This window comes from Nocardioides ginkgobilobae (genome assembly GCF_054781275.1).
The window spans coordinates 44,991-62,566 of the sequence record NZ_BAAGUS010000006.1; the positions used below are offsets into that span (position 1 = coordinate 44,991).

18 protein-coding genes are annotated in these 17,576 nt (G+C 74.5%); 11 read left to right on the plus strand and 7 right to left on the minus strand.

Going from position 1 to position 17,576, the window contains the following annotated elements:
* Window positions 1-31: 31 nt before the first annotated feature.
* From ACYVID_RS07595 to ACYVID_RS07605, 3 genes are read right to left on the minus strand one after another with little or no spacing between them, the layout of a single operon-like run.
* The gene (locus tag ACYVID_RS07595) at window positions 32-451 is read right to left on the minus strand and encodes a PIN domain-containing protein (protein ID WP_460735980.1); all 420 of its coding nucleotides are present in this window, start codon (window positions 449-451) and stop codon (window positions 32-34) included.
* The gene (locus ACYVID_RS07600) at window positions 448-684 is read right to left on the minus strand and encodes a FitA-like ribbon-helix-helix domain-containing protein (RefSeq protein ID WP_300639653.1); all 237 of its coding nucleotides are present in this window, start codon (window positions 682-684) and stop codon (window positions 448-450) included. Before ACYVID_RS07600 ends, ACYVID_RS07595 begins: the two co-directional genes overlap by 4 nt.
* Before the next feature lie 52 nt (window positions 685-736).
* Window positions 737-1,627: a LysR substrate-binding domain-containing protein gene (locus ACYVID_RS07605; protein ID WP_460735982.1), complete on the minus strand. Its 891-nt coding sequence runs from the start codon at window positions 1,625-1,627 to the stop codon at window positions 737-739.
* A gap of 80 nt (window positions 1,628-1,707) precedes the next feature.
* Here ACYVID_RS07605 and ACYVID_RS07610 point away from each other — a divergent pair, with 80 nt between their 5' ends.
* From ACYVID_RS07610 to ACYVID_RS07620, 3 genes are read left to right on the plus strand one after another with little or no spacing between them, the layout of a single operon-like run.
* Complete coding sequence (locus tag ACYVID_RS07610) at window positions 1,708-2,913, plus strand: thiolase family protein (RefSeq protein ID WP_460735984.1); 1,206 nt, start codon at window positions 1,708-1,710, stop codon at window positions 2,911-2,913.
* Window positions 2,910-3,605 carry a 3-oxoacid CoA-transferase subunit A gene (locus tag ACYVID_RS07615; RefSeq protein WP_460735986.1) on the plus strand — a complete coding sequence of 232 codons (696 nt, stop codon included), beginning with the start codon at window positions 2,910-2,912 and terminating at the stop codon, window positions 3,603-3,605. Before ACYVID_RS07610 ends, ACYVID_RS07615 begins: the two co-directional genes overlap by 4 nt.
* Entirely contained in the window at window positions 3,602-4,249 is a 648-nt protein-coding gene (locus tag ACYVID_RS07620) for a 3-oxoacid CoA-transferase subunit B (protein WP_460735988.1), read from the plus strand. Before ACYVID_RS07615 ends, ACYVID_RS07620 begins: the two co-directional genes overlap by 4 nt.
* A 10-nt stretch (window positions 4,250-4,259) precedes the next feature.
* Here ACYVID_RS07620 and ACYVID_RS07625 read toward each other — a convergent pair whose 3' ends face one another.
* The gene (locus ACYVID_RS07625; protein WP_300639638.1) at window positions 4,260-4,667 is read right to left on the minus strand and encodes a hypothetical protein; all 408 of its coding nucleotides are present in this window, start codon (window positions 4,665-4,667) and stop codon (window positions 4,260-4,262) included.
* A gap of 132 nt (window positions 4,668-4,799) precedes the next feature.
* Between ACYVID_RS07625 and ACYVID_RS07630 the strand changes: the two genes are divergently transcribed.
* The 4 genes from ACYVID_RS07630 to ACYVID_RS07645 all read left to right on the plus strand — a co-directional run bounded on the left by ACYVID_RS07630 (window position 4,800) and on the right by ACYVID_RS07645 (window position 9,993).
* Window positions 4,800-5,960 (plus strand): fatty acid desaturase family protein, encoded by a 1,161-nt coding sequence (locus ACYVID_RS07630; RefSeq protein WP_300639635.1) that lies wholly within the window; start codon window positions 4,800-4,802, stop codon window positions 5,958-5,960.
* Window positions 5,961-6,308: 348 nt separating this feature from the next.
* Window positions 6,309-7,475 (plus strand): nucleotide sugar dehydrogenase, encoded by a 1,167-nt coding sequence (locus ACYVID_RS07635; protein WP_460735990.1) that lies wholly within the window; start codon window positions 6,309-6,311, stop codon window positions 7,473-7,475.
* A 207-nt stretch (window positions 7,476-7,682) separates the two neighbouring features.
* Complete coding sequence (locus ACYVID_RS07640) at window positions 7,683-8,825, plus strand: glycosyltransferase family 4 protein (RefSeq protein ID WP_460735992.1); 1,143 nt, start codon at window positions 7,683-7,685, stop codon at window positions 8,823-8,825.
* Between the two features lie 49 nt (window positions 8,826-8,874).
* On the plus strand, window positions 8,875-9,993 hold the full coding sequence (locus tag ACYVID_RS07645; protein WP_460735994.1) for a glycosyltransferase: 1,119 nt from the start codon (window positions 8,875-8,877) through the stop codon (window positions 9,991-9,993).
* On the opposite strand, the gene mptB is transcribed toward ACYVID_RS07645, so the two are convergent.
* Window positions 9,902-11,341 carry a polyprenol phosphomannose-dependent alpha 1,6 mannosyltransferase MptB gene (gene mptB, locus ACYVID_RS07650; protein ID WP_460735996.1) on the minus strand — a complete coding sequence of 480 codons (1,440 nt, stop codon included), beginning with the start codon at window positions 11,339-11,341 and terminating at the stop codon, window positions 9,902-9,904. The two genes, ACYVID_RS07645 and mptB, sit on opposite strands and share 92 nt — an antisense overlap.
* Window positions 11,342-11,555: 214 nt before the next feature.
* Between mptB and ACYVID_RS07655 the strand changes: the two genes are divergently transcribed.
* Window positions 11,556-12,374 (plus strand): SGNH/GDSL hydrolase family protein, encoded by an 819-nt coding sequence (locus ACYVID_RS07655; RefSeq protein WP_460735998.1) that lies wholly within the window; start codon window positions 11,556-11,558, stop codon window positions 12,372-12,374.
* Between the two features lie 14 nt (window positions 12,375-12,388).
* On the opposite strand, the gene ACYVID_RS07660 is transcribed toward ACYVID_RS07655, so the two are convergent.
* Window positions 12,389-13,102 carry a hypothetical protein gene (locus ACYVID_RS07660; protein ID WP_460736001.1) on the minus strand — a complete coding sequence of 238 codons (714 nt, stop codon included), beginning with the start codon at window positions 13,100-13,102 and terminating at the stop codon, window positions 12,389-12,391.
* Window positions 13,103-13,228: 126 nt separating this feature from the next.
* Entirely contained in the window at window positions 13,229-15,268 is a 2,040-nt protein-coding gene (paaZ, locus tag ACYVID_RS07665; RefSeq protein ID WP_460736003.1) for a phenylacetic acid degradation bifunctional protein PaaZ, read from the minus strand.
* A 129-nt stretch (window positions 15,269-15,397) separates the two neighbouring features.
* Between paaZ and paaA the strand changes: the two genes are divergently transcribed.
* From paaA to paaC, 3 genes are read left to right on the plus strand one after another with little or no spacing between them, the layout of a single operon-like run.
* The gene (gene paaA, locus ACYVID_RS07670) at window positions 15,398-16,357 is read left to right on the plus strand and encodes a 1,2-phenylacetyl-CoA epoxidase subunit PaaA (protein ID WP_460736005.1); all 960 of its coding nucleotides are present in this window, start codon (window positions 15,398-15,400) and stop codon (window positions 16,355-16,357) included.
* Window positions 16,354-16,647 carry a 1,2-phenylacetyl-CoA epoxidase subunit PaaB gene (gene paaB, locus ACYVID_RS07675; RefSeq protein WP_460736007.1) on the plus strand — a complete coding sequence of 98 codons (294 nt, stop codon included), beginning with the start codon at window positions 16,354-16,356 and terminating at the stop codon, window positions 16,645-16,647. The genes paaA and paaB overlap by 4 nt, the downstream gene beginning before the upstream one ends.
* Window positions 16,648-16,660: 13 nt before the next feature.
* The gene (gene paaC, locus ACYVID_RS07680) at window positions 16,661-17,572 is read left to right on the plus strand and encodes a 1,2-phenylacetyl-CoA epoxidase subunit PaaC (RefSeq protein ID WP_460736009.1); all 912 of its coding nucleotides are present in this window, start codon (window positions 16,661-16,663) and stop codon (window positions 17,570-17,572) included.
* The last annotated feature ends 4 nt before the right edge of the window (window positions 17,573-17,576 follow it).

Sequence of the window (17,576 nt, forward strand, 5' to 3'; positions counted from 1 at the left end):
TGGGTGCTGGCGGAGCTGGGCGAGGCCTGACTCAGCCCGCGAACGGGTCGACGACCGACAGTCCTGCGGCGAGGAACGGCCGGGTGTCCCGGGTGGCAATGGCGAAGTCGTGACGGCGGGCGACCGCGGCGATGAGCGCGTCCGCGAGGGCGATCGACTCACCACGCTGCCGAGCGGTGCTCCGGACCTCGGCGTACGCCGATGCCGACGGTACGTCGAAGTCGAGGATGCGACCCGCGAGGAGCGGCAGCACCTGCTCCTCGAGCGCGGACGCCAGGGTCGTGCGTCGAGCTCCCGCAGGGAGGTTGGCGATGCCGTAGCGGAGCTCGGCCAGGGTGATGGTCGTGACGTGCAGCGTCTCGGGCACCTGCGCGTCCAGCCACGCGATCACGCGCGGGTCCGGACGCGGTCGGAGCGGCTCGGAGAGGACGTTGGTGTCCAGGACGATCACGACAGGTCGAGGGGCTCGGGCGCCGGCTCGAGATCGCGGTCCAGCTCGAGGCCGCCGACCGCGGCTCCGATGGCGGCCAGCGCCGAGCCGAGGCGGACCCGGTCGGGGGAGTCGACGGCTGCCGTGAGGATGGCGCGCACCTCCGCCTCGGTGCTGCGCCCGTGGGCCGCGGCGCGTGCCTTGAGGGCACGGTGGGTCTCGTCGGGCAGGTTGCGGACAGTGATGGCGGCCATCGGTCCTCCAGGTGATATCAATGCTGGCTCGATGATAGCGCTTCGCGCCCGGTCACGGCGCGACCCCTGCGACCCCCGCGACCAGGGCAGCGACCCGCGCCACCGCCGGCGAGGGGTCCGGCCGGTGCGCCAGGGCGAGCGGGACGGTCACGGGGTCCCCCGCGAGCGGGACGTAGGCGACGCCGTCGAGCCGCAGCGCCCGCACCGAGGCCGGCACCAGGCCGACGCCGAGACCCGCCGCGACGAAGACGACCAGCGTGCCCGTCTCGCCGACCTCCAGCACCGCCGGGTCGAAGCCCGCCGCCCGGCACGCCTCCAGCACCCGCGGCTGCAGGGTCGAGCGCGCCCCGGACGGGTGGGTCACCAGCGTCTCGCCGGCCAGGTCGGTGAGGGCGACCGACGCCGCACCGGCCGCCGGGTGCGCAGCGGGCAGCACCGCCACCAGGGGCTCGCGCCGCAGCTCGTGCACCACCAGGTCGTCCGGGAGCACCGGTCCCGGCCGCAGAACGGCCAGGTCGAGGTCACCGGCGCGCAGCGCGTCGAGCAGCTCGGGTCCGAGCAGCTCCCCGCGCAGCTCCAGCTCGAGGTCGGGCAGCTCCTCGCGCACGCGACGCGCGACCCGCGGCAGCACGTCGTACGTCGCCGTGCCGACGAACCCCAGGCGCACCCGCCCCGCGCGGCCGGCCACGAGCAGCGCCAGGTCCGCCTCGGCGCGGTCGGCCGCAGTGAGCACCTCCCGCGCCCGCTGGAGCAGCAACCGCCCCGCGTCGGTCAGGTCGACGCGTCGCGTGGAGCGGTCGAGCAGCCGCGCGCCGACCTCGCGCTCGAGCGCCTTCAGCTGCTGCGACAGCGCCGGCTGGGCGACGAGCAGCCGCGCGGCGGCGCGCCCGAAGTGCCGCTCCTCCGCGAGCACGACGAAGGAGCGCAGCAACCGGATCTCCACTCGACCATGATGCCCCAGCCTTATCAATGAGGTGCGAATGAGTATTGGAGATGATCGAGCGACCGGCCTAGCGTGACGACATGGCCTCCTCCTTCCTCTACGCCGGCGTCCGCACCCCCTTCGGCCGCTTCGGCGGCGCCCTGGCCGGTGTCCGGCCCGACGACCTCGCGGCGACCGCGCTGTCCGGCGTGCTGGGCAAGGCTCCCGACCTCGACCCTGCCCGGGTCGACGACGTCGTGTGGGGCTGCGCCAACCAGGCCGGCGAGGACAACCGCAACGTCGGCCGGATGGCCGTGCTGCTCGCGGGCCTGCCCACCTCCGTGCCCGCCACGACGGTCAACCGGCTCTGCGGCTCCTCCCTGGACGCCGCGATGCAGGGCTCGCGCACGATCGAGACCGGCGACGCCGAGGTCGTGGTCGCGGGTGGCGTCGAGTCCATGACCCGCGCACCCTGGGTGCTGCCCAAGCCCGACCGCGCCTTCCCGGCCGGCAACACCACGGCGGTCTCCACGACCCTGGGCTGGCGGCTGGTCAACGACCGGATGCCGGCGGAGTGGACCGTCTCCCTCGGCGAGGCCAACGAGCAGCTCGCCCAGCGCTTCTCGATCTCCCGGGAGCGGCAGGACGAGTTCGCCGCGCGGTCCCACGTGCTCGCCGCGCAGGCCTGGGCCGACGGCTTCTACGACGACCTCGTCGTCCCGGTGCTCGGCGCGGAGCTGGCCCGCGACGAGTCCATCCGCGACGGCTCCACGCCCGACAAGCTGGCCGGTCTGAAGCCGTCGTTCCGCCCTGCCGACCAGGGCGGCACCATCACCGCCGGCAACGCCAGCCCGCTCAACGACGGCGCCGCCGCGGTGCTCCTGGGCTCCGAGTCCGCGGCCGCACTCCTCGGTCGCGACCCCGTGGCCCGCATCGCCGGTCGCGGCGCGCACGCCCTGGACCCGCAGGACTTCGGGTACGCCCCGGTCGAAGCCGCCAACGCTGCCCTCGCCCGCGCCGGCATCGGGTGGTCCGACGTCGCCGCGGTCGAGCTCAACGAGGCCTTCGCCGTGCAGTCGCTGGCCTGCGTCGACGCCTGGGGCGTCGACCACGCGATCGTCAACGCCCGCGGCGGTGCGATCGCGATCGGCCACCCGCTGGGGGCCTCCGGGGCCCGGGTGCTGGCCACCCTCGCCCAGCGGCTCGCCGACTCCGGCGAGCGGTGGGGCGTGGCCGCCATCTGCATCGGTGTCGGGCAAGGTCTGGCCGTGGTGCTGGAGAACGTCACCAGCGGGGTCCGTTCGTGAGCGCGCGCGTGCTGACGTCGTACGACGACGCGGTGGCCGGCACCGCCGACGGCTCGACCGTGATGGTCGGTGGCTTCGGCATGGCCGGCATGCCGGTCGAGCTCATCGACGCGCTGATCCGCCAGGGGGCGAAGGACCTCACGATCGTGTCCAACAACGCCGGCAACGGCGACACCGGCCTGGCCGCGCTCCTGGCCGCGGGCCGGGTGCGCAAGGTGGTGTGCTCCTTCCCGCGGCAGGTCGACTCGTGGGTCTTCGACGGGCTCTACCGCGCCGGGGAGATCGAGCTGGAGGTCGTGCCGCAGGGCAACCTCGCCGAGCGGATGCGCGCCGCGGGCGCCGGCATCGGGGCGTTCTACTCCCCGACGGGCGTCGGCACCCCGCTGGCCGAGGGCAAGGAGGTCCGCGAGATCGACGGGCGCACCTACGTCCTGGAGATGCCCATCCGCGCCGACCTCGCGCTGGTCAAGGCCCATGTCGCCGACCGGCTCGGCAACCTCGTCTACCGCAGGACGGCCCGCAACTTCGGGCCGGTCATGTGCACCGCCGCCAGCACCGTGGCGGTGCAGGTCGACCGAGTGGTCGAGGTCGGGGAGCTGGACCCGGAGAGCATCGTGACCCCGGCGATCTTCGTCGACCGGGTCGTCCCCGCGGACTCGGTGGCGGCGACGAGGACGGAGGAGGTCGCATGAGCCGCGACAAGCACCAGATCGCCGCGGCCATCGCCCGCGACATCGCCACGGCCCATCCCGACGGCGCGTTCGTGAACCTCGGGATCGGCCAGCCCACGCTGGTCGCCGACCACCTGCCCGAGGGCTCCGGGGTCGTGCTGCACACCGAGAACGGCATGCTCAACATGGGCCCCGCGGCCGCCGAGGACCAGGTCGACCCGGACCTCACCAACGCCGGCAAGATCCCGGTCACCGAGCTGCCCGGCTGCTCCTACTTCGACTCCGCGGCGTCCTTCGCCATGATGCGCGGCGGCCACCTCGACGTCTGTGTCCTGGGGGCCTTCCAGGTCTCGCAGACCGGCGACCTGGCCAACTGGCACACCGGCGCCCCGGACGCGATCCCGGCGGTCGGCGGGGCGATGGACCTCGCCATCGGGGCCCGCTCGGTCTGGGTGATGATGACGCTGCTCGACAAGCAGGGGCGGCCCAAGATCGTCCCGGAGTGCACCTACCCGTTGACCGGGGTGGGCTGCATCGAGCGGGTCTACACCGACCTCGGCACCTTCGAGATCGTGCCCGACGGGGTCGTGGCCCGCGACCTGGCGGGCACGACGCACGACGAGCTGGCGTCGCTGCTCGCGCCGGTGCGGCTGCTGCGTCCCTGAGGCCCAGCGGTCAGGCCGACGGCACCTGCGTCTTGCGGGGACCGACGCGCCACTCGCCGTCTGCGGTGGTGACGACCAGCGAGCGGCGTACGCCGAGGGCACCCTGCTCGCGCTGCAACCGGCCCTGGCCGCGCAGGTAGCGGTCGACGAACCGCGCGAGCCGGGCGGCGTCGCGGGCCAGGAGGTCGGTGTCCTCGTAGTCGCCCTCGAGCGTCACGGTGCGGGCGGGGCGCGAGAGCCGCGCCTCGAGCTTGGTGCGGGAGGCGGTGAGCTCGGCGGAGCGGCCGCCGCGGCCGGCGACGCGGTAGGCGACGGAGCCGCCGCCGGGGGACGGGAGCCGGGTCGTCTCGCCGGTGTGGCCCAGGTGCTGGGCGAGCGCGGTCTCGACGGTGGGCCTGCAGTCGGTCTCGAAGGTCACGACCGGAGCATGGCAGAGCGCCGGTGACCACGCAGGAGGACCCGGCCGGTCTCGCACGTCGAGCGCGGAGCCGAGGGCACACCGCGCGGGCTGAGGAGTGCTCGATCGCGCGGTTCGGGGCACCTGTGGCCCATGTCCACGACCCAGCAGACGCGACCGTCGCCGCACGTCGACGCCGACCGCCCCTCCGACCGCCCCTCCGAGCGCCCCTCCGAGCGCACCGCCCCTGACCGGAGCCGTCCCGGGGACCTCACGGCCGAGCAGGTCGAGCAGATCGGCCGTGAGCTGGACGCCATCCGCGACGGCGTCCTCGCTGCTCGCGGGGAGGTCGACGCGGCGTACATCCGGCGGGTCATCGTGGTGCAGCGCAGCCTGGAGATCGGCGGAAGGCTGGTCCTGCTGGCCGGGAGCCGGCGCCGGTGGGCGTGGGTCGTGGGGACCACCGCGCTGGCGACCGCGAAGGTCCTGGACAACATGGAGATCGGGCACAACGTCCTGCACGGGCAGTGGGACTGGATGCGCGACCCGAAGATCCACTCCTCGACCTGGGACTGGGACCACGCCTCGCCACCGGAGCAGTGGAAGCGTGCGCACAACGAGGTGCACCACCGGTTCACCAACATCCTCGGCCAGGACAACGACCTCGGCTACGGCATCCTGCGCGTCGACGAGGCGCAGGAGTGGCGGCCGCGCCACCTCGTGCAGCCGTTCTGGAACGCCGTCACCGCGTGCGTCTTCGAGTACGGCATCGCGATGTACGACCTCGAGCTCGGCGCCCACCTCAGGGCCGGCAAGAGGCTGCCGCCGGAGAAGCGCGACGAGGTCCTCGCGCTGCTGCACAAGCTGCGCAAGCAGGTCACCAAGGACTTCGTCGTCCACCCCCTGCTCAGCGGCCGCGGCTGGCGCGCGACGCTGGCCGCGAACGCCAGCGCCGTCCTGGTCCGCAACGTCTGGTCGCACTCGGTGATCATGTGCGGCCACTTCCCCGAGGGCGTGGAGGTCTTCGAGCAGCCCGAGCTCGACGAGGCCGAGACCCGCGGCGACTGGTACGTCCGGCAGATGCTCGGCTCGGCCAACATCACCGGACCCACGCTCCTGCACGTGCTGACCGGGCACCTCAGCCACCAGATCGAGCACCACTGCTTCCCGGACCTCCCCAGCCGGCGCTACCCCGAGATCGCACCGCAGCTGCGCGCGGTCTTCGACCGCTACGGCCTCACCTACAACGCCCGGCCGCTGCTGCAGCAGGTGGCCAGCGCCTGGCGGAAGGTGGTGCGCCTCTCGCTGCCGTGAGGCCCCCCACGGCCGGCGGAGGCGACCGTGCTGGGGATGCCCCGTGCGTCGCTCGTTGGAACGGGAAGAGTGCGTCGCGGTCCAGAGACGAGCGACGTGCGCAGGTTCTTGCGAAAACGTTCTGGATGACCCGCCGGCAGCCGGGTCGCCGCGCACTCCCTCGCGCCGCCCTTGCCGGCAGTCCCCGCCGACCTGTCAGCCGCGGACTCCCATCCGCACCTGGCCGGCCGGGGACACGCGGCGGGCTGGTCGACGTGCCGGGGGGCGTCGTCGACCAGCCCGCTCCTCCTCAGCAGGTGGTCGGTCGGCGTTCACCTGCCTGCTGCCCCGCGGACCGAGCCTGGGACCGTGAAGATCGCGGTCGTGGGCCTCGGGTACGTCGGGATATCGAACGCCGTGGTGCTCGCCCGGCACCACCAGGTCTGGGCCGTCGACGTCGACCCGGCGCGGGTCGAGGCGGTCACCGCCCGGCGCTCGCCCGTCGAGGACGCCGACCTCGACGAGCACCTCGCGCACGCGGAGCTGGACCTGCGGGCGACCACCGACCTGGCGGCCGCGGTCGCGGGAGCGGCGTACGTCGTCGTGGCCACGCCCACCGACTACGACCCCGAGGCCCACCACTTCGACACCACGTCGGTGGAGTCGGTGATCCGCGAGGCGCGTGAGGTGAACCCGACCGCTGTCGTCGTGATCAAGTCGACCGTCCCGGTGGGGTTCACGGCCCGGATGCGCGCCGAGCACCTCGGTGCGCACATCGTCTTCAGCCCCGAGTTCCTCCGCGAAGGCCGGGCGCTGCACGACAACCTGCACCCCTCGCGGATCGTCGTGGGCGACCGCGGCGAGGACGGCAAGCGCTTCGCCGACCTCATGGTCGAGGGGGCGCTCGACAAGACGGTCCCGGTGCTGCTGACCGACTCCGCCGAGGCCGAGGCGATCAAGCTCTTCTCCAACACCTACCTCGCGCTGCGGGTCGCCTACTTCAACGAGCTCGACTCCTACGCCGCCCGCCACGGCCTCTCCACCGCCCAGATCATCGAGGGCGTGGGCCTGGACCCCCGGATCGGCTCGCACTACAACAACCCGAGCTTCGGGTACGGCGGCTACTGCCTGCCCAAGGACACCCGGCAGCTCCAGGCCAACTACTGCGACGTCCCGCAGAACCTGATCAGCGCGATCGTCGCCGCCAACACCACGCGCAAGGACTTCATCGCCGAGGACGTCCTGCGGCGGCGTCCGTCCACGGTCGGGGTGTACCGGCTCGTCATGAAGCAGGGCTCCGACAACTACCGCATGTCCTCGGTGCAGGGGGTCATGAAGCGGCTGCGCGCCCGCGGCGTCGAGGTGCTCGTGCACGAGCCGACGCTGGAGGCCGGCGCCTTCTTCGGCGCCGAGATCGTGCGGGACCTCGAGGAGCTGAAGGCCCGCTGCGACGTCATCGTCGCCAACCGGCGGGCACCCGAGCTCGAGGACGTCGAGGACAAGGTCTACACCCGAGACCTGTACGGCCGGGACTGACGCGGGCCCGGCGTCGCGGACTGGAGGTCCTGTCCGGCACCTGGCGCCGGGCAGGACCTCCAGCTCGGTCGGAGGCGCGCGGTCGGGCCACGCGGTCTCGACGACGGCTGGCCGGAGGTGGGATGCCGGGAGCCCGCCGGGACCTGTTCGTCGGGCGCGCACGCGGAGGTCACGGGCGGTTCACCGGGCGCCGCGAGCGTGGGGGTCATGCGCGTCGCGATCGTGACCGAGTCCTTCCTGCCGTCGGTGAACGGGGTGGCCGGCACCGTCCGGCACGTCGTCGACCGGCTCGTCGCCACCGGCCACAAGGTCATCGTGGTCGCGCCGGGCCCCGGCCCCACGTCGTACGGGCAGGTGCAGGTGGTCCGGGTGCGGTCGATGGCGCTGCCCGGCTACCGCGCCTTCCCGCTCGGCCTGCCGGACCCGCAGGTCCACCACGCCATCGAGGCGTTCCGCCCCGACGTGGTCCACCTGGCCTCGCCGATCCTCCTCGGCGCGGTCGGCCTGCGCGTCGCGCGCCGGCTCGACGTGCCGAGCGTCGCGGTCTTCCAGACCGACGTCGCCGGCTTCGCCCGCCAGTACGGCGTGCGCGCCGACCGCGCCATCGACCGCTGGGTCGCGAGCCTGCACCGCCGTGCCGACCGCACGCTCGTCCCGTCGACGGCCTCCCGCCAGCAGCTCGCCGCCCTCGGCGTCGGCGACCTGCACCTGTGGCGCCGCGGCGTCGCGCTGGACCTCTTCGGCAGCGAGCACCGCGACGAGCAGCTGCGCGCCGCCTGGACCGGAGGGGAGCAGCGCACCGTGGTCGGGTACGTCGGCCGGCTGGCCCCCGAGAAGCGGGTCCGCCGCCTGGTCGAGCTCGCCGACCTCCCCGGGACGCAGCTCGTGGTCGTCGGCGACGGCCCCGAGCGGGCCTGGCTGCAGCAGCGGCTGCCACACGCCGTCTTCACCGGGATGCTCGGCGGCCACGAGCTGGCCCGGGCCTTCGCCTCGCTCGACGTCTTCGTCCACACCGGCGAGGACGAGACCTTCTGCCAGACCGTCCAGGAGGCCCAGGCCAGCGGTGTCGCCGTGGTCGCCCCGGCCTCCGGCGGCCCGCTCGACCTGGTCGACCACGGCCGCACCGGCCTGCTGTACGACGTCCGCGACCCGCACGCGCTGCGCCGCACCACGGGGCAGCTGGTCGCCGACCCCGCGGGGCGGGCACGCCTCGGCTCGCTGGCCCGGGGCGCGGTCGGGGGCCGCACCTGGGCGAGCGTGGTCGACGACCTGGTCGGCCACTACCGAGCCGTCCTGGACGCCCGCGGCGGTGTGCGCGCCGCGGCCGGCGCCGGGCAGCGCGCGGCCTGAGGTGCGGATCGCCCAGCTGGCCAACTTCGTCGGACCGACGTCGGGAGGCATGAAGACAGCCCTCGAGGCGCTGGGTCGCGGCTACACCGACGCGGGGGTGGCCCGGCTGCTGGTCGTGCCCGGCCCCGAGGACGCCCGGCTGGACTCACCGGCCGGCGACGTCGTGCAGGTGCGGGCGCCGCGGGTCGGCGGCGGCTACCGGCTCATCGTCGAGCCCTGGCGGGTGACCGACGTGCTGCGCCGCTTCGCACCGACCTCGATCGAGGTCTCGGACAAGTCGACGCTGCTCCCCGTCGCCGGGTGGGCCCGTCGCGCCGGCATCCCGACCGTCCTGTTCTCCCACGAGCGGCTCGACGCGATGCTCTCGATGCGCACGGGCCTGCCGGTGCAGGTGGCGCCGCTCAACCGGGCGCTGGTGCGCCGCTACGACCGGCTGGTGGTGACCTCGGAGTTCGCCGAGCAGGAGTTCCGGGCGCTCGCCGGTCGCTCCGGCACCCCGCTGCACCGGGTGCCGCTCGGGGTGGACCTGGACGTCTTCCGGCCGACCCGGGTCCCGCGCGCGCAGGACGGGCTCCTGCGGCTGGTGCACGCCGGCCGGCTCTCGCGCGAGAAGGACCCGCACCTGGCCGTCGCCACCGCCGTGGCCCTGCACCGCCGTGGCGTCCCTGTGCGGATGGACGTCTACGGCTCCGGCCCGCACCTCGACGAGCTGCAGGCCCTGGCGGTCGGCGCACCCGTCTTCTTCCACGGTCACGTCGCGGGCCGTGCCCGGCTCGCCGCCCGCCTGGGCGCCGCCGACGTCTCGCTGTCGGTCTGCCCGGGGGAGACCTTCGGTCTCTCGGTGCTCGAGGCCCTGGCCTGTGGCACCCCGGTCGTCACCGCCGACGTCGGCGGGGCCCGCGAGCTGGTGGACGAGCGGTGCGGGGCCTGGGCCGCGCCCGAGGCCGAGCGGCTGGCCGACGCGGTGCTGCGCCTGGTCGGCCGCGACGAGCGCTGGCGCCGCACGGCGGCCCGCCACCGTGCCGAGGCCTTCCCGTGGTCCCGGACCGTGGCGCAGATGCTGGCCGTGCACGGCCTCAGCGCACCGGTGTGGACCTCCGCGCCGGGAGCCGGGCCGGGAGCGGGGCGGGGCCCGCGACCGCTCGCCGGTGACCGACGACCTGCGTGAGTGCCACCCCGGTCACCAGGAGCACCGCGACCACGATGTCGGTGCCGCGGGCCTGCAGGGAGGAGTCCAGCGGCGCGACCAGGCCGGTCAGCCCGACCACGGCCACCAGCGCCCCCTCGGCACGGGGGGCCAGGGGGACGGCGGCGAGGAACGGCAGGGCCCACAGCAGGTACCAGTGGTGGACCACCGGTCCGAGCAGCACGAGCGCCAGCAGCGCCAGGCCGACGGTCCGCACCGCGACCTCCGGGTCACCGGCCCGGGCCCGCAGCGCGACCGCGCACGCGAAGCCCAGCGCCACCAGCATCCCGCCCAGCCGCACCAGCTCCAGCGCCGACGGTCCCGGCACCCCGAGCCCCTCCTGGGCCCACAGCAGCACCCGCCCGACCTGGGTGGTCAGCGACAGCGGCGTCCGCACGACGCCCGGCACCCCGAGGGCGTGCACCCAGCCCAGGCCGAGCCCGGTCACCACGCCGCTGAGCAGCAGGGTGGCGGTCGCGACCCCGGCGACCTGCGCGGCCCGGCGTACCCGGTCGGCGAGGTGGGCCGTCGCGGGCAGCGAGACGAGGACGACCGCCAGGCACACCAGTCCGCCGGGCAGCTTGACCGCGGCCGCCGCGCCGCCGAGCGCCGCGGCCAGGACCCAGCGCCCCTCGACGGCGACCGCCAGGGCCCAGGCCATCAGGCCCACCATGAGCAGGTCGTTGTGCAGGCCGGCGACGCCGTGGGCGAGGACCAGCGGGCCGGGCAGCACCAGTGCGGCGGCGAGCGCGGGGTCGCGCCCGCAGGCGGCCGCGAGGCGGGGCGCGGCGTGGGCGAGCAGCACCAGCCCGAGCACGGCCAGCAGCCGGTGCGCCACGACCAGCGCCCACGGGTCGCGTGTGAGGTCGGCGGCCAGGTCGCCCCAGGCGAGGGGCAGCGGACCGTACGGCGCCGGGGTGTCCATCCACATCGGGTCGACCGCCTCGGTGATCGACCCGGCCAGGACCGCCGGCCCCACGTCGTACGGCGAGTGGTCGAGGTGGGCCATCACCCCCTGCGCGGCGTAGCTCCAGCCGTCGCGGCTGAACATCGGGGGCGCCAGCAGCAGCGGCAGCGACCAGCAGCCGGTGGCGCGCAGCACGAGCGGCAGCCGGTCGGGGCCGGTGGTCGCGCGCACGAGCCGGAGCAGCTCCAGCCACGCCCAGCAGGCGAGCCCGAGGCCGAGGACCACCACCGTCAGCCCGACCAGCCGGCCCGGTGTGTGGTGCCGCCACGCGATGGCGTCGAGGGGGTGCGACCCGGGCAGGACCGAGACCACCAGCCCGCCGAGGAGCACCAGCACGTACCCGAGGAACCCGCGCGTGACCACGCCGGGACGCTAGGGAGCCGGGTCGCAGTCGCCGCCACGCCGCGACGACGCGGCCGTGAACGCTCCGGGAACGCTCGGCTGGTGCGACGGCTGGTGCGACGGCTGGTGCGACGGCTGGTGCGACGGCCGGTGCGACTGCCGGTGTCACCGGCCGCTCGTCCGGTGCTCGCCCGGTGGCCACCTGCGCGTCGGTCGAGCGGGGTCTGCTGGGCGGGTGCGAGCGCGGTGGTGGCTGGGAGGCGGCGCGGGCGCCGTGGTCGGCGGCCTGGTGGCCGGGCGGGGAGTGCTGTCCCTCCAGGCGCGCGCGGCACGGGCCGTGGTCGGGAAACCGCTCGGGGAGGACGCGCACCGCGCCGACGGGCTGTGGAAGAAGAAGTACGGCGACCCGATCGAGCTGCTCATCCTCGGCGACTCCATCGCCGCCGGGCTCGGTGCCGAGGACCCCGGCGCCACGTTCGGTGCCCAGCTGGCCAAGCGGCTGGCCAAGAAGGCCCGGCGCTCCGTGCGGTTGCACGTCGCCGCACGGGTCGGCGCCGAGACCTCGCAGCTGCGGGCCCAGCTGGCCGGGCTGCCCGCCGGCTACCGGCCCGACGTCGCCGTCGTCGTGGTCGGCGGCAACGACGTCACCCACCGGGTGCGGGTCTCGGAGTCGCGCCGCCACCTCGGCGAGGCGGTGCGGACCCTGCGCGAGCGCGGGATCCCCGTCGTCGTCGGCACGTGTCCCGACCTCGGCGCCCTGTCGGTGCTCCAGCAGCCGCTGCGCGCCCTCGCCGGGGTCAGCTCGCGCCAGCTCGCCGCGGCCCAGCGCGAGGTGGTCACCGAGCTCGGCGGGCTGGCGGTCTCCCTGGCCGACGTCGTGGGTCCGTTCTTCGTGACCCGGCCCGACGAGATGTTCGCCGTGGACCGGTTTCACCCCTCGGGGGCGGGCTACCGGCGTACGGCGAAGGCGGTGCTGCCCAGCGTGCTGGTCGCCCTGTCGCTGGCCGAGGAGCTGCCGCACGGGCACCACGGGCCGCTGACGCGCAGCGGCTGATCCGCGCGGAGCCCTCAGCCCGCGCGGTGCTCCGGCTGGGCGGGGCCGAGCCCGGCCAGCTGCTCCTGGCGCCGCCACGTGGTGACGACCAGCAGCGCCCCCACCACGGCGCCGGCCCAGCCCAGGCCGAGGTCGCCGAGGGTGTCGGCGTGGGCGCTGAACCGCTCGCCGATGCGCTCGATGAACGCGCGGTACTCCCAGATCTCCCACGCCAGCGACACCGTCGTGGTCACCGCGACCGCGCGGGCCAGCACGTCGCGCAGTCGCGTCGCCGGGGTGCACCACAGCAGCACCACCGCTGCGGCCAGGGCGGCGTTGACGACGAAGTGCACCGCGTCGTCGAACCACGTCACCGCGTCGTAGAGGTCGAGCCGGTTGCCGAGGAAGTCGTTGAAGCAGGTCGCCGTGACGAGCACGTCGGCCAACCAGGGGAAGGGGCGCTCGGGCAGCCCGCGCCAGGCCCGGACGATCCAGACCACCGGCAGCACGGCGGCCAGCATCGGGTAGGTGATCGCCCGGAACATCGGGGCCTTGCCCTCGAGGTTGCCCCACGACGGGTCGATGGCCGTGCGCACGACCAGCCACAGCAGCACCGTCTTCAGGACGATGTCGAGCACCACCAGGCCGCGGGGGACCGGGAGGTCCTCGGGCGTGCCGCCGGAGGCGTCGGTCGGCGCCGCCGTGGCGCGGTGCTCGGGCCCCGACCGCTCGTGCGTGCCACCGCTCACGGCCGGCTCCCTCCCTGGACCTCTCCCGGGCCCACCCCGGACCTCCAGGGTGCCGCAGGTGGGCCGCGCGGGCGGAGGGAACGACGACATCGCGGTCCGGGACCTCGGTCCCTCGAGGGGAGCGACCTAGGGCCAGGTCTTCGCCACCAGCGTCAGCACGTCGTACGTCGCCACCGGGGCGCCGTCGGCGTTGGTGACGACCGCGTCCCAGCGGACCTCGCCGTAGTCGGCGCTGGTGCGCGGGGTGACCTGCTTGACCGTCAGCGTCACCGCGATCGTGTCGCCGGCCTTGACCGGCGTGAGGAAGCGCAGCTGGTCGACCCCGAAGTTGGCCAGCACCGGGCCGGGGTCGGGGTGCACGAAGAGCCCGGCGGCCAGGGAGACCACGAGGTAGCCGTGGGCGACGATCCCACCGAAGAGCGGGTTCTTCTCGGCCGCTGCCTGGTCGGTGTGGGCGTAGAAGGTGTCGCCGGTGAACTCCGCGAAGTGCTCGATGTCCTCGAGGGTGACCGTGCGTGACCCCGAGACGATCGTGTCGCCGATGCGCAGCTCGGCCAGGCTCTTGCGGAAGGGGTGCACGTCCCCGGTGCTGCGGGCCGAGCCCTTCGTCCAGCGACCGGTGATCGCGGTGAGCGCGTCGGGGGAGCCCTGCACGGCGGTGCGCTGCATGAGGTGCAGCACCGCGCGGGTGCCGCCGAGCTCCTCGCCGCCGCCGGCGCGACCCGGGCCGCCGTGCACGAGCACGGGCAGCGGGGAGCCGTGGCCGGTCGACTCGCCGGCGTCGTCGCGGTCGAGCACCAGCAGCCGGCCGTGCCACGGCGCCAGCCCGAGCACGAGGTGCCGGGCGACCGTCGGGTCGTGGGTCACGACCGAGCCGGCCAGGCTGCCGCGGCCGCGGGCCGCCAGGGCCACGGCGTGGTCGAGGTCGTCGTAGGCCATGACGGTCGAGACGGGGCCGAAGGCCTCGACCTCGTGCGGCTCGACGGCCTCGCCGTCGGCGCGCAGCAGCACCGGGGAGACGAACGCCCCGCGCTCGGCGTCGGCGCCGACCACCTCGATCCGCTCCGGGTCACCGAACACGACCTCGCCCGCACCGGCCAGGCGGCGTACGGCGTCGCGGACGGCGTCGCGCTGGGCCAGGCTGACCAGCGCGCCCATCCGCACGCCCTCGGCGCGCGGGTCGCCGACGGTGGTGGAGGCCAGCCGCGCCGAGACCGCCTCGATGACCGAGTCCAGGTGCTCGCGGGGCACGATCGCCCGGCGGATCGCCGTGCACTTCTGGCCCGCCTTGACCGTCATCTCGGTGACGAGGCCCTTGACGAAGAGCTCGTGCTCGGGGGTGCCCGGGCCGGCGTCCGGGCCGAGGATCGAGCAGTTGAGCGAGTCTGCCTCGACCTGCAGCCGCACGCCGTGGTGCAGCACGCGCGGGTGCTGGCGCAGCAGGTCGCCCGTGCGGGCGGAGCCGGTGAAGGCCACGACGTCGTGCACGTCGAGCTGGTCGAGCAACCCCTCGGGACCGCCGGCCAGCAGCTGCAGCGTGCCCTCCGGCAGGATGCCGGCCTCGATGATGCGCCGCACCGCCAGCTCGGCGACGTACGCCGTCTGCGGGGCCGGCTTGACGATCGTCGGCATCCCCGCGAGGAAGGTCGGCGCGAGCTTCTCGAGCATGCCCCACACGGGGAAGTTGAACGCGTTGACCTGGACGACGACACCCGGCCGTGAGGTCCACAGGTGCTGGCCCAGGAAGCTCCCGCCCTTGCCGAGCTGCTCGGGCGGACCGTCGAGGACGATCGTGTCGTTGGGCAGCTCGCGGGTGCCCTTGGAGGCGATCGAGAAGACCGTGCCGATGCCGCCGTCGACGTCGACCTGGGTGTCGCGCAGCGTGGCGCCCGTGGAGTACGACAGGTCGTAGAGCTCCTGCTTCACCTCGGGGGAGCCGAGGTGCTTGGCCAGGGCCTTCAGCAGGCCGGCGCGCTCGTGGAAGGTGAGCGCGCGCAGGGCCGGGCCACCCACCTCACGGCCGTGCCGGACCATCGCCGCCAGGTCCAGGCCGGTCGAGGACAGTCGCGCGACCTCCTCGCCGGTCACGGCGTCGAGCAGCGGAGCGCCCTCGTCGGTGGCGGCGTACCAGCTGCCGGCGGCGTAGCTCTCGAGGCGTCGGGCCACGTGGTCCTCCTGGGGATCGGGGTCGCGGTCGGTCCCGCGCCGAGGTCCGGCGGGGCTCTTGCGTCCCGTCGGCAGTCGTGTCACCGTATTACAGACCGATCGGTCAGGAAAGACCCTCAGGAGGTCCGGGTGACGCAGGTGGAGCAGGAGCAGGAGCTGCAGGCGCAGTTCGACGCCGTGGTGGCGCGGCACGACCGGATCGAGCCGCGCGACTGGATGCCGGAGGGCTACCGCAGGACGCTGGTGCGCCAGATCGCCCAGCACGCGCACTCCGAGATCATCGGGATGCAGCCGGAGGGCAACTGGATCACCCGCGCGCCCTCGCTGCGCCGCAAGGCGACGCTGCTGGCCAAGGTCCAGGACGAGGCCGGCCACGGGCTCTACCTCTACTCCGCGTGCGAGACCCTCGGCGTCTCCCGGGCCGAGCTGACCGAGCTGCTGATCGAGGGCAAGCAGAAGTACTCCTCGATCTTCAACTACCCCACGCTCTCCTACGCCGACGTCGGCACGATCGGCTGGCTGGTCGACGGCGCCGCGATCGCCAACCAGGTGCCGCTGTGCCGCACCTCCTACGGCCCCTACGGTCGCGCGATGATCCGCATCTGCAAGGAGGAGTCCTTCCACCAGCGTCAAGGCTTCGAGCTGCTCATGACGATGATGCGCGGCACCGACGCCCAACGCGCGATGGTGCAGGAGTCGGTCGACCGGTTCTGGTGGCCGGCGCTGATGATGTTCGGCCCACCCGACGACGCCTCGCCCAACACCGCGCAGTCGATGGCGTGGGGGATCAAGCGCGACACCAACGACGAGCTGCGGCAGAAGTTCGTCGACATGACGGTGCCGCAGGCCGAGCGGCTCGGCGTCACGCTGCCCGACCCCGCGATCGCGTGGAACGAGGAGCGGGGCCACTACGACTTCGGCGAGCCGGACTGGGAGGAGTTCGCCGCCGTCGTCCGCGGTGAGGGGCCGTGCAACGCCCAGCGCATCGCCCACCGCCGTCGCGCCCACGAGGAGGGTGCGTGGGTGCGCGAGGCAGCCAGCGCGTTCGCCGCCCAGCAGGCCGCCGCCCAGCAGGAGGTGTCCGCATGAGCACCGTGCGCGGTGAGTGGCCGCTGTGGGAGGTCTTCGTGCGCGGCAAGCGCGGCCTCAACCACGTCCACGTCGGGTCGCTGCACGCGGCCGACGCCGAGATGGCAGTGCGCAACGCCCGCGACGTCTACACGCGGCGCAACGAGGGCGTGAGCATCTGGGTGGTCAAGGCGTCCGACGTGACGGCCTCCAGCCCCGACGAGAAGGACCCGCTCTTCGCCCCCGCCGGCGACAAGGTCTACCGCCACCCCACCTTCTACGACGTCCCCGCCGACGTCCCCCACATGTGAGCGGAGGCTGGCCATGAACGACGACTCGGTCTACGACGGGCTGCTCGGCGGCGACGACTCCCAGTGGGCGTTCGGCACCGACTTCGAGGACCCCCTGGCGGGCGTCGACACGACGCTGTCCGAGGGCGTCGACGGCGCTGCCCTGGCGGCGTACTGCCTGATGCTCGGCGACGACGCGCTCGTCCTCTCCCACCGGCTCTCGGAGTGGTGCAGCAACGCGCCCGACCTGGAGGAGGACATCGCGCTCGCCAACGTCGCGCTCGACCTGCTCGGCCAGGCGCGGCTGCTGCTGGCCCGTGCGGCCGCGGCCGATCCCTCGGTCGTGCCGGCGCTGCCCGAGGGCTCGCCGGTGCCGCCGGAGGACGCGCTCGCGTTCTTCCGCGACCAGGACGCCTTCCGCAACGTCCGGCTCGTCGAGGGTGACCGCGGGGACTTCGCGGTGACCACGGTGCGGCTGCTCGTCGCCTCGACCTGGCGGCTCGCGCTCATGCAGCGGCTGGTCACCAGCCGCGACGCGGTGCTGTCGGCGATCGCGGCCAAGGCCGTCAGGGAGCTGGCCTACCACCGCGACCACGCCGCCCGGTGGGTCGTCACCCTGGGCCGCGGCACCGAGGAGTCACGCCGCCGCACCGAGGCCGCGCTCGCCGCCGTGTGGCCGCTGCGCTGGGAGCTGGACCGCACCCACGAGGTCGAGCGCACGCTGGCCGCCGACGGTGTCGCGGTCGACCCCGCCGACGTGGCCGCGGAGGTCGACGTGCTGCTCGACCAGGTGCTCGCCGCCGCGGGGCTCGAGGTCCCCGACGTCAGGCGCACCGGCGGCCTGGGCGGTCGCACCGGCCGCGACGGCGTGCACACCGAGGCGCTCGGCACGGTGCTGGCGGAGATGCAGTCGGTCGCCCGCGCGCACCCGGCCGGTCGCTGGTGAGCGC

Excerpts from the sequence above, each read along its gene's own strand:
- ACYVID_RS07620 (WP_460735988.1), top strand. The coding sequence starts at position 3,602 with ATGAGCCGCGACAAGCACCAGATCGCCGCGGCCATCGCCCGCGACATC.
- paaC (WP_460736009.1), top strand. The coding sequence starts at position 16,661 with ATGAACGACGACTCGGTCTACGACGGGCTGCTCGGCGGCGACGACTCC.
- ACYVID_RS07610 (WP_460735984.1), top strand. The coding sequence starts at position 1,708 with ATGGCCTCCTCCTTCCTCTACGCCGGCGTCCGCACCCCCTTCGGCCGC.
- ACYVID_RS07630 (WP_300639635.1), top strand. The coding sequence starts at position 4,800 with ATGTCCACGACCCAGCAGACGCGACCGTCGCCGCACGTCGACGCCGAC.
- ACYVID_RS07640 (WP_460735992.1), top strand. The coding sequence starts at position 7,683 with ATGCGCGTCGCGATCGTGACCGAGTCCTTCCTGCCGTCGGTGAACGGG.
- ACYVID_RS07645 (WP_460735994.1), top strand. The coding sequence starts at position 8,875 with ATGAAGACAGCCCTCGAGGCGCTGGGTCGCGGCTACACCGACGCGGGG.
- paaB (WP_460736007.1), top strand. The coding sequence starts at position 16,354 with ATGAGCACCGTGCGCGGTGAGTGGCCGCTGTGGGAGGTCTTCGTGCGC.
- ACYVID_RS07600 (WP_300639653.1), bottom strand. The coding sequence starts at position 684 with ATGGCCGCCATCACTGTCCGCAACCTGCCCGACGAGACCCACCGTGCC.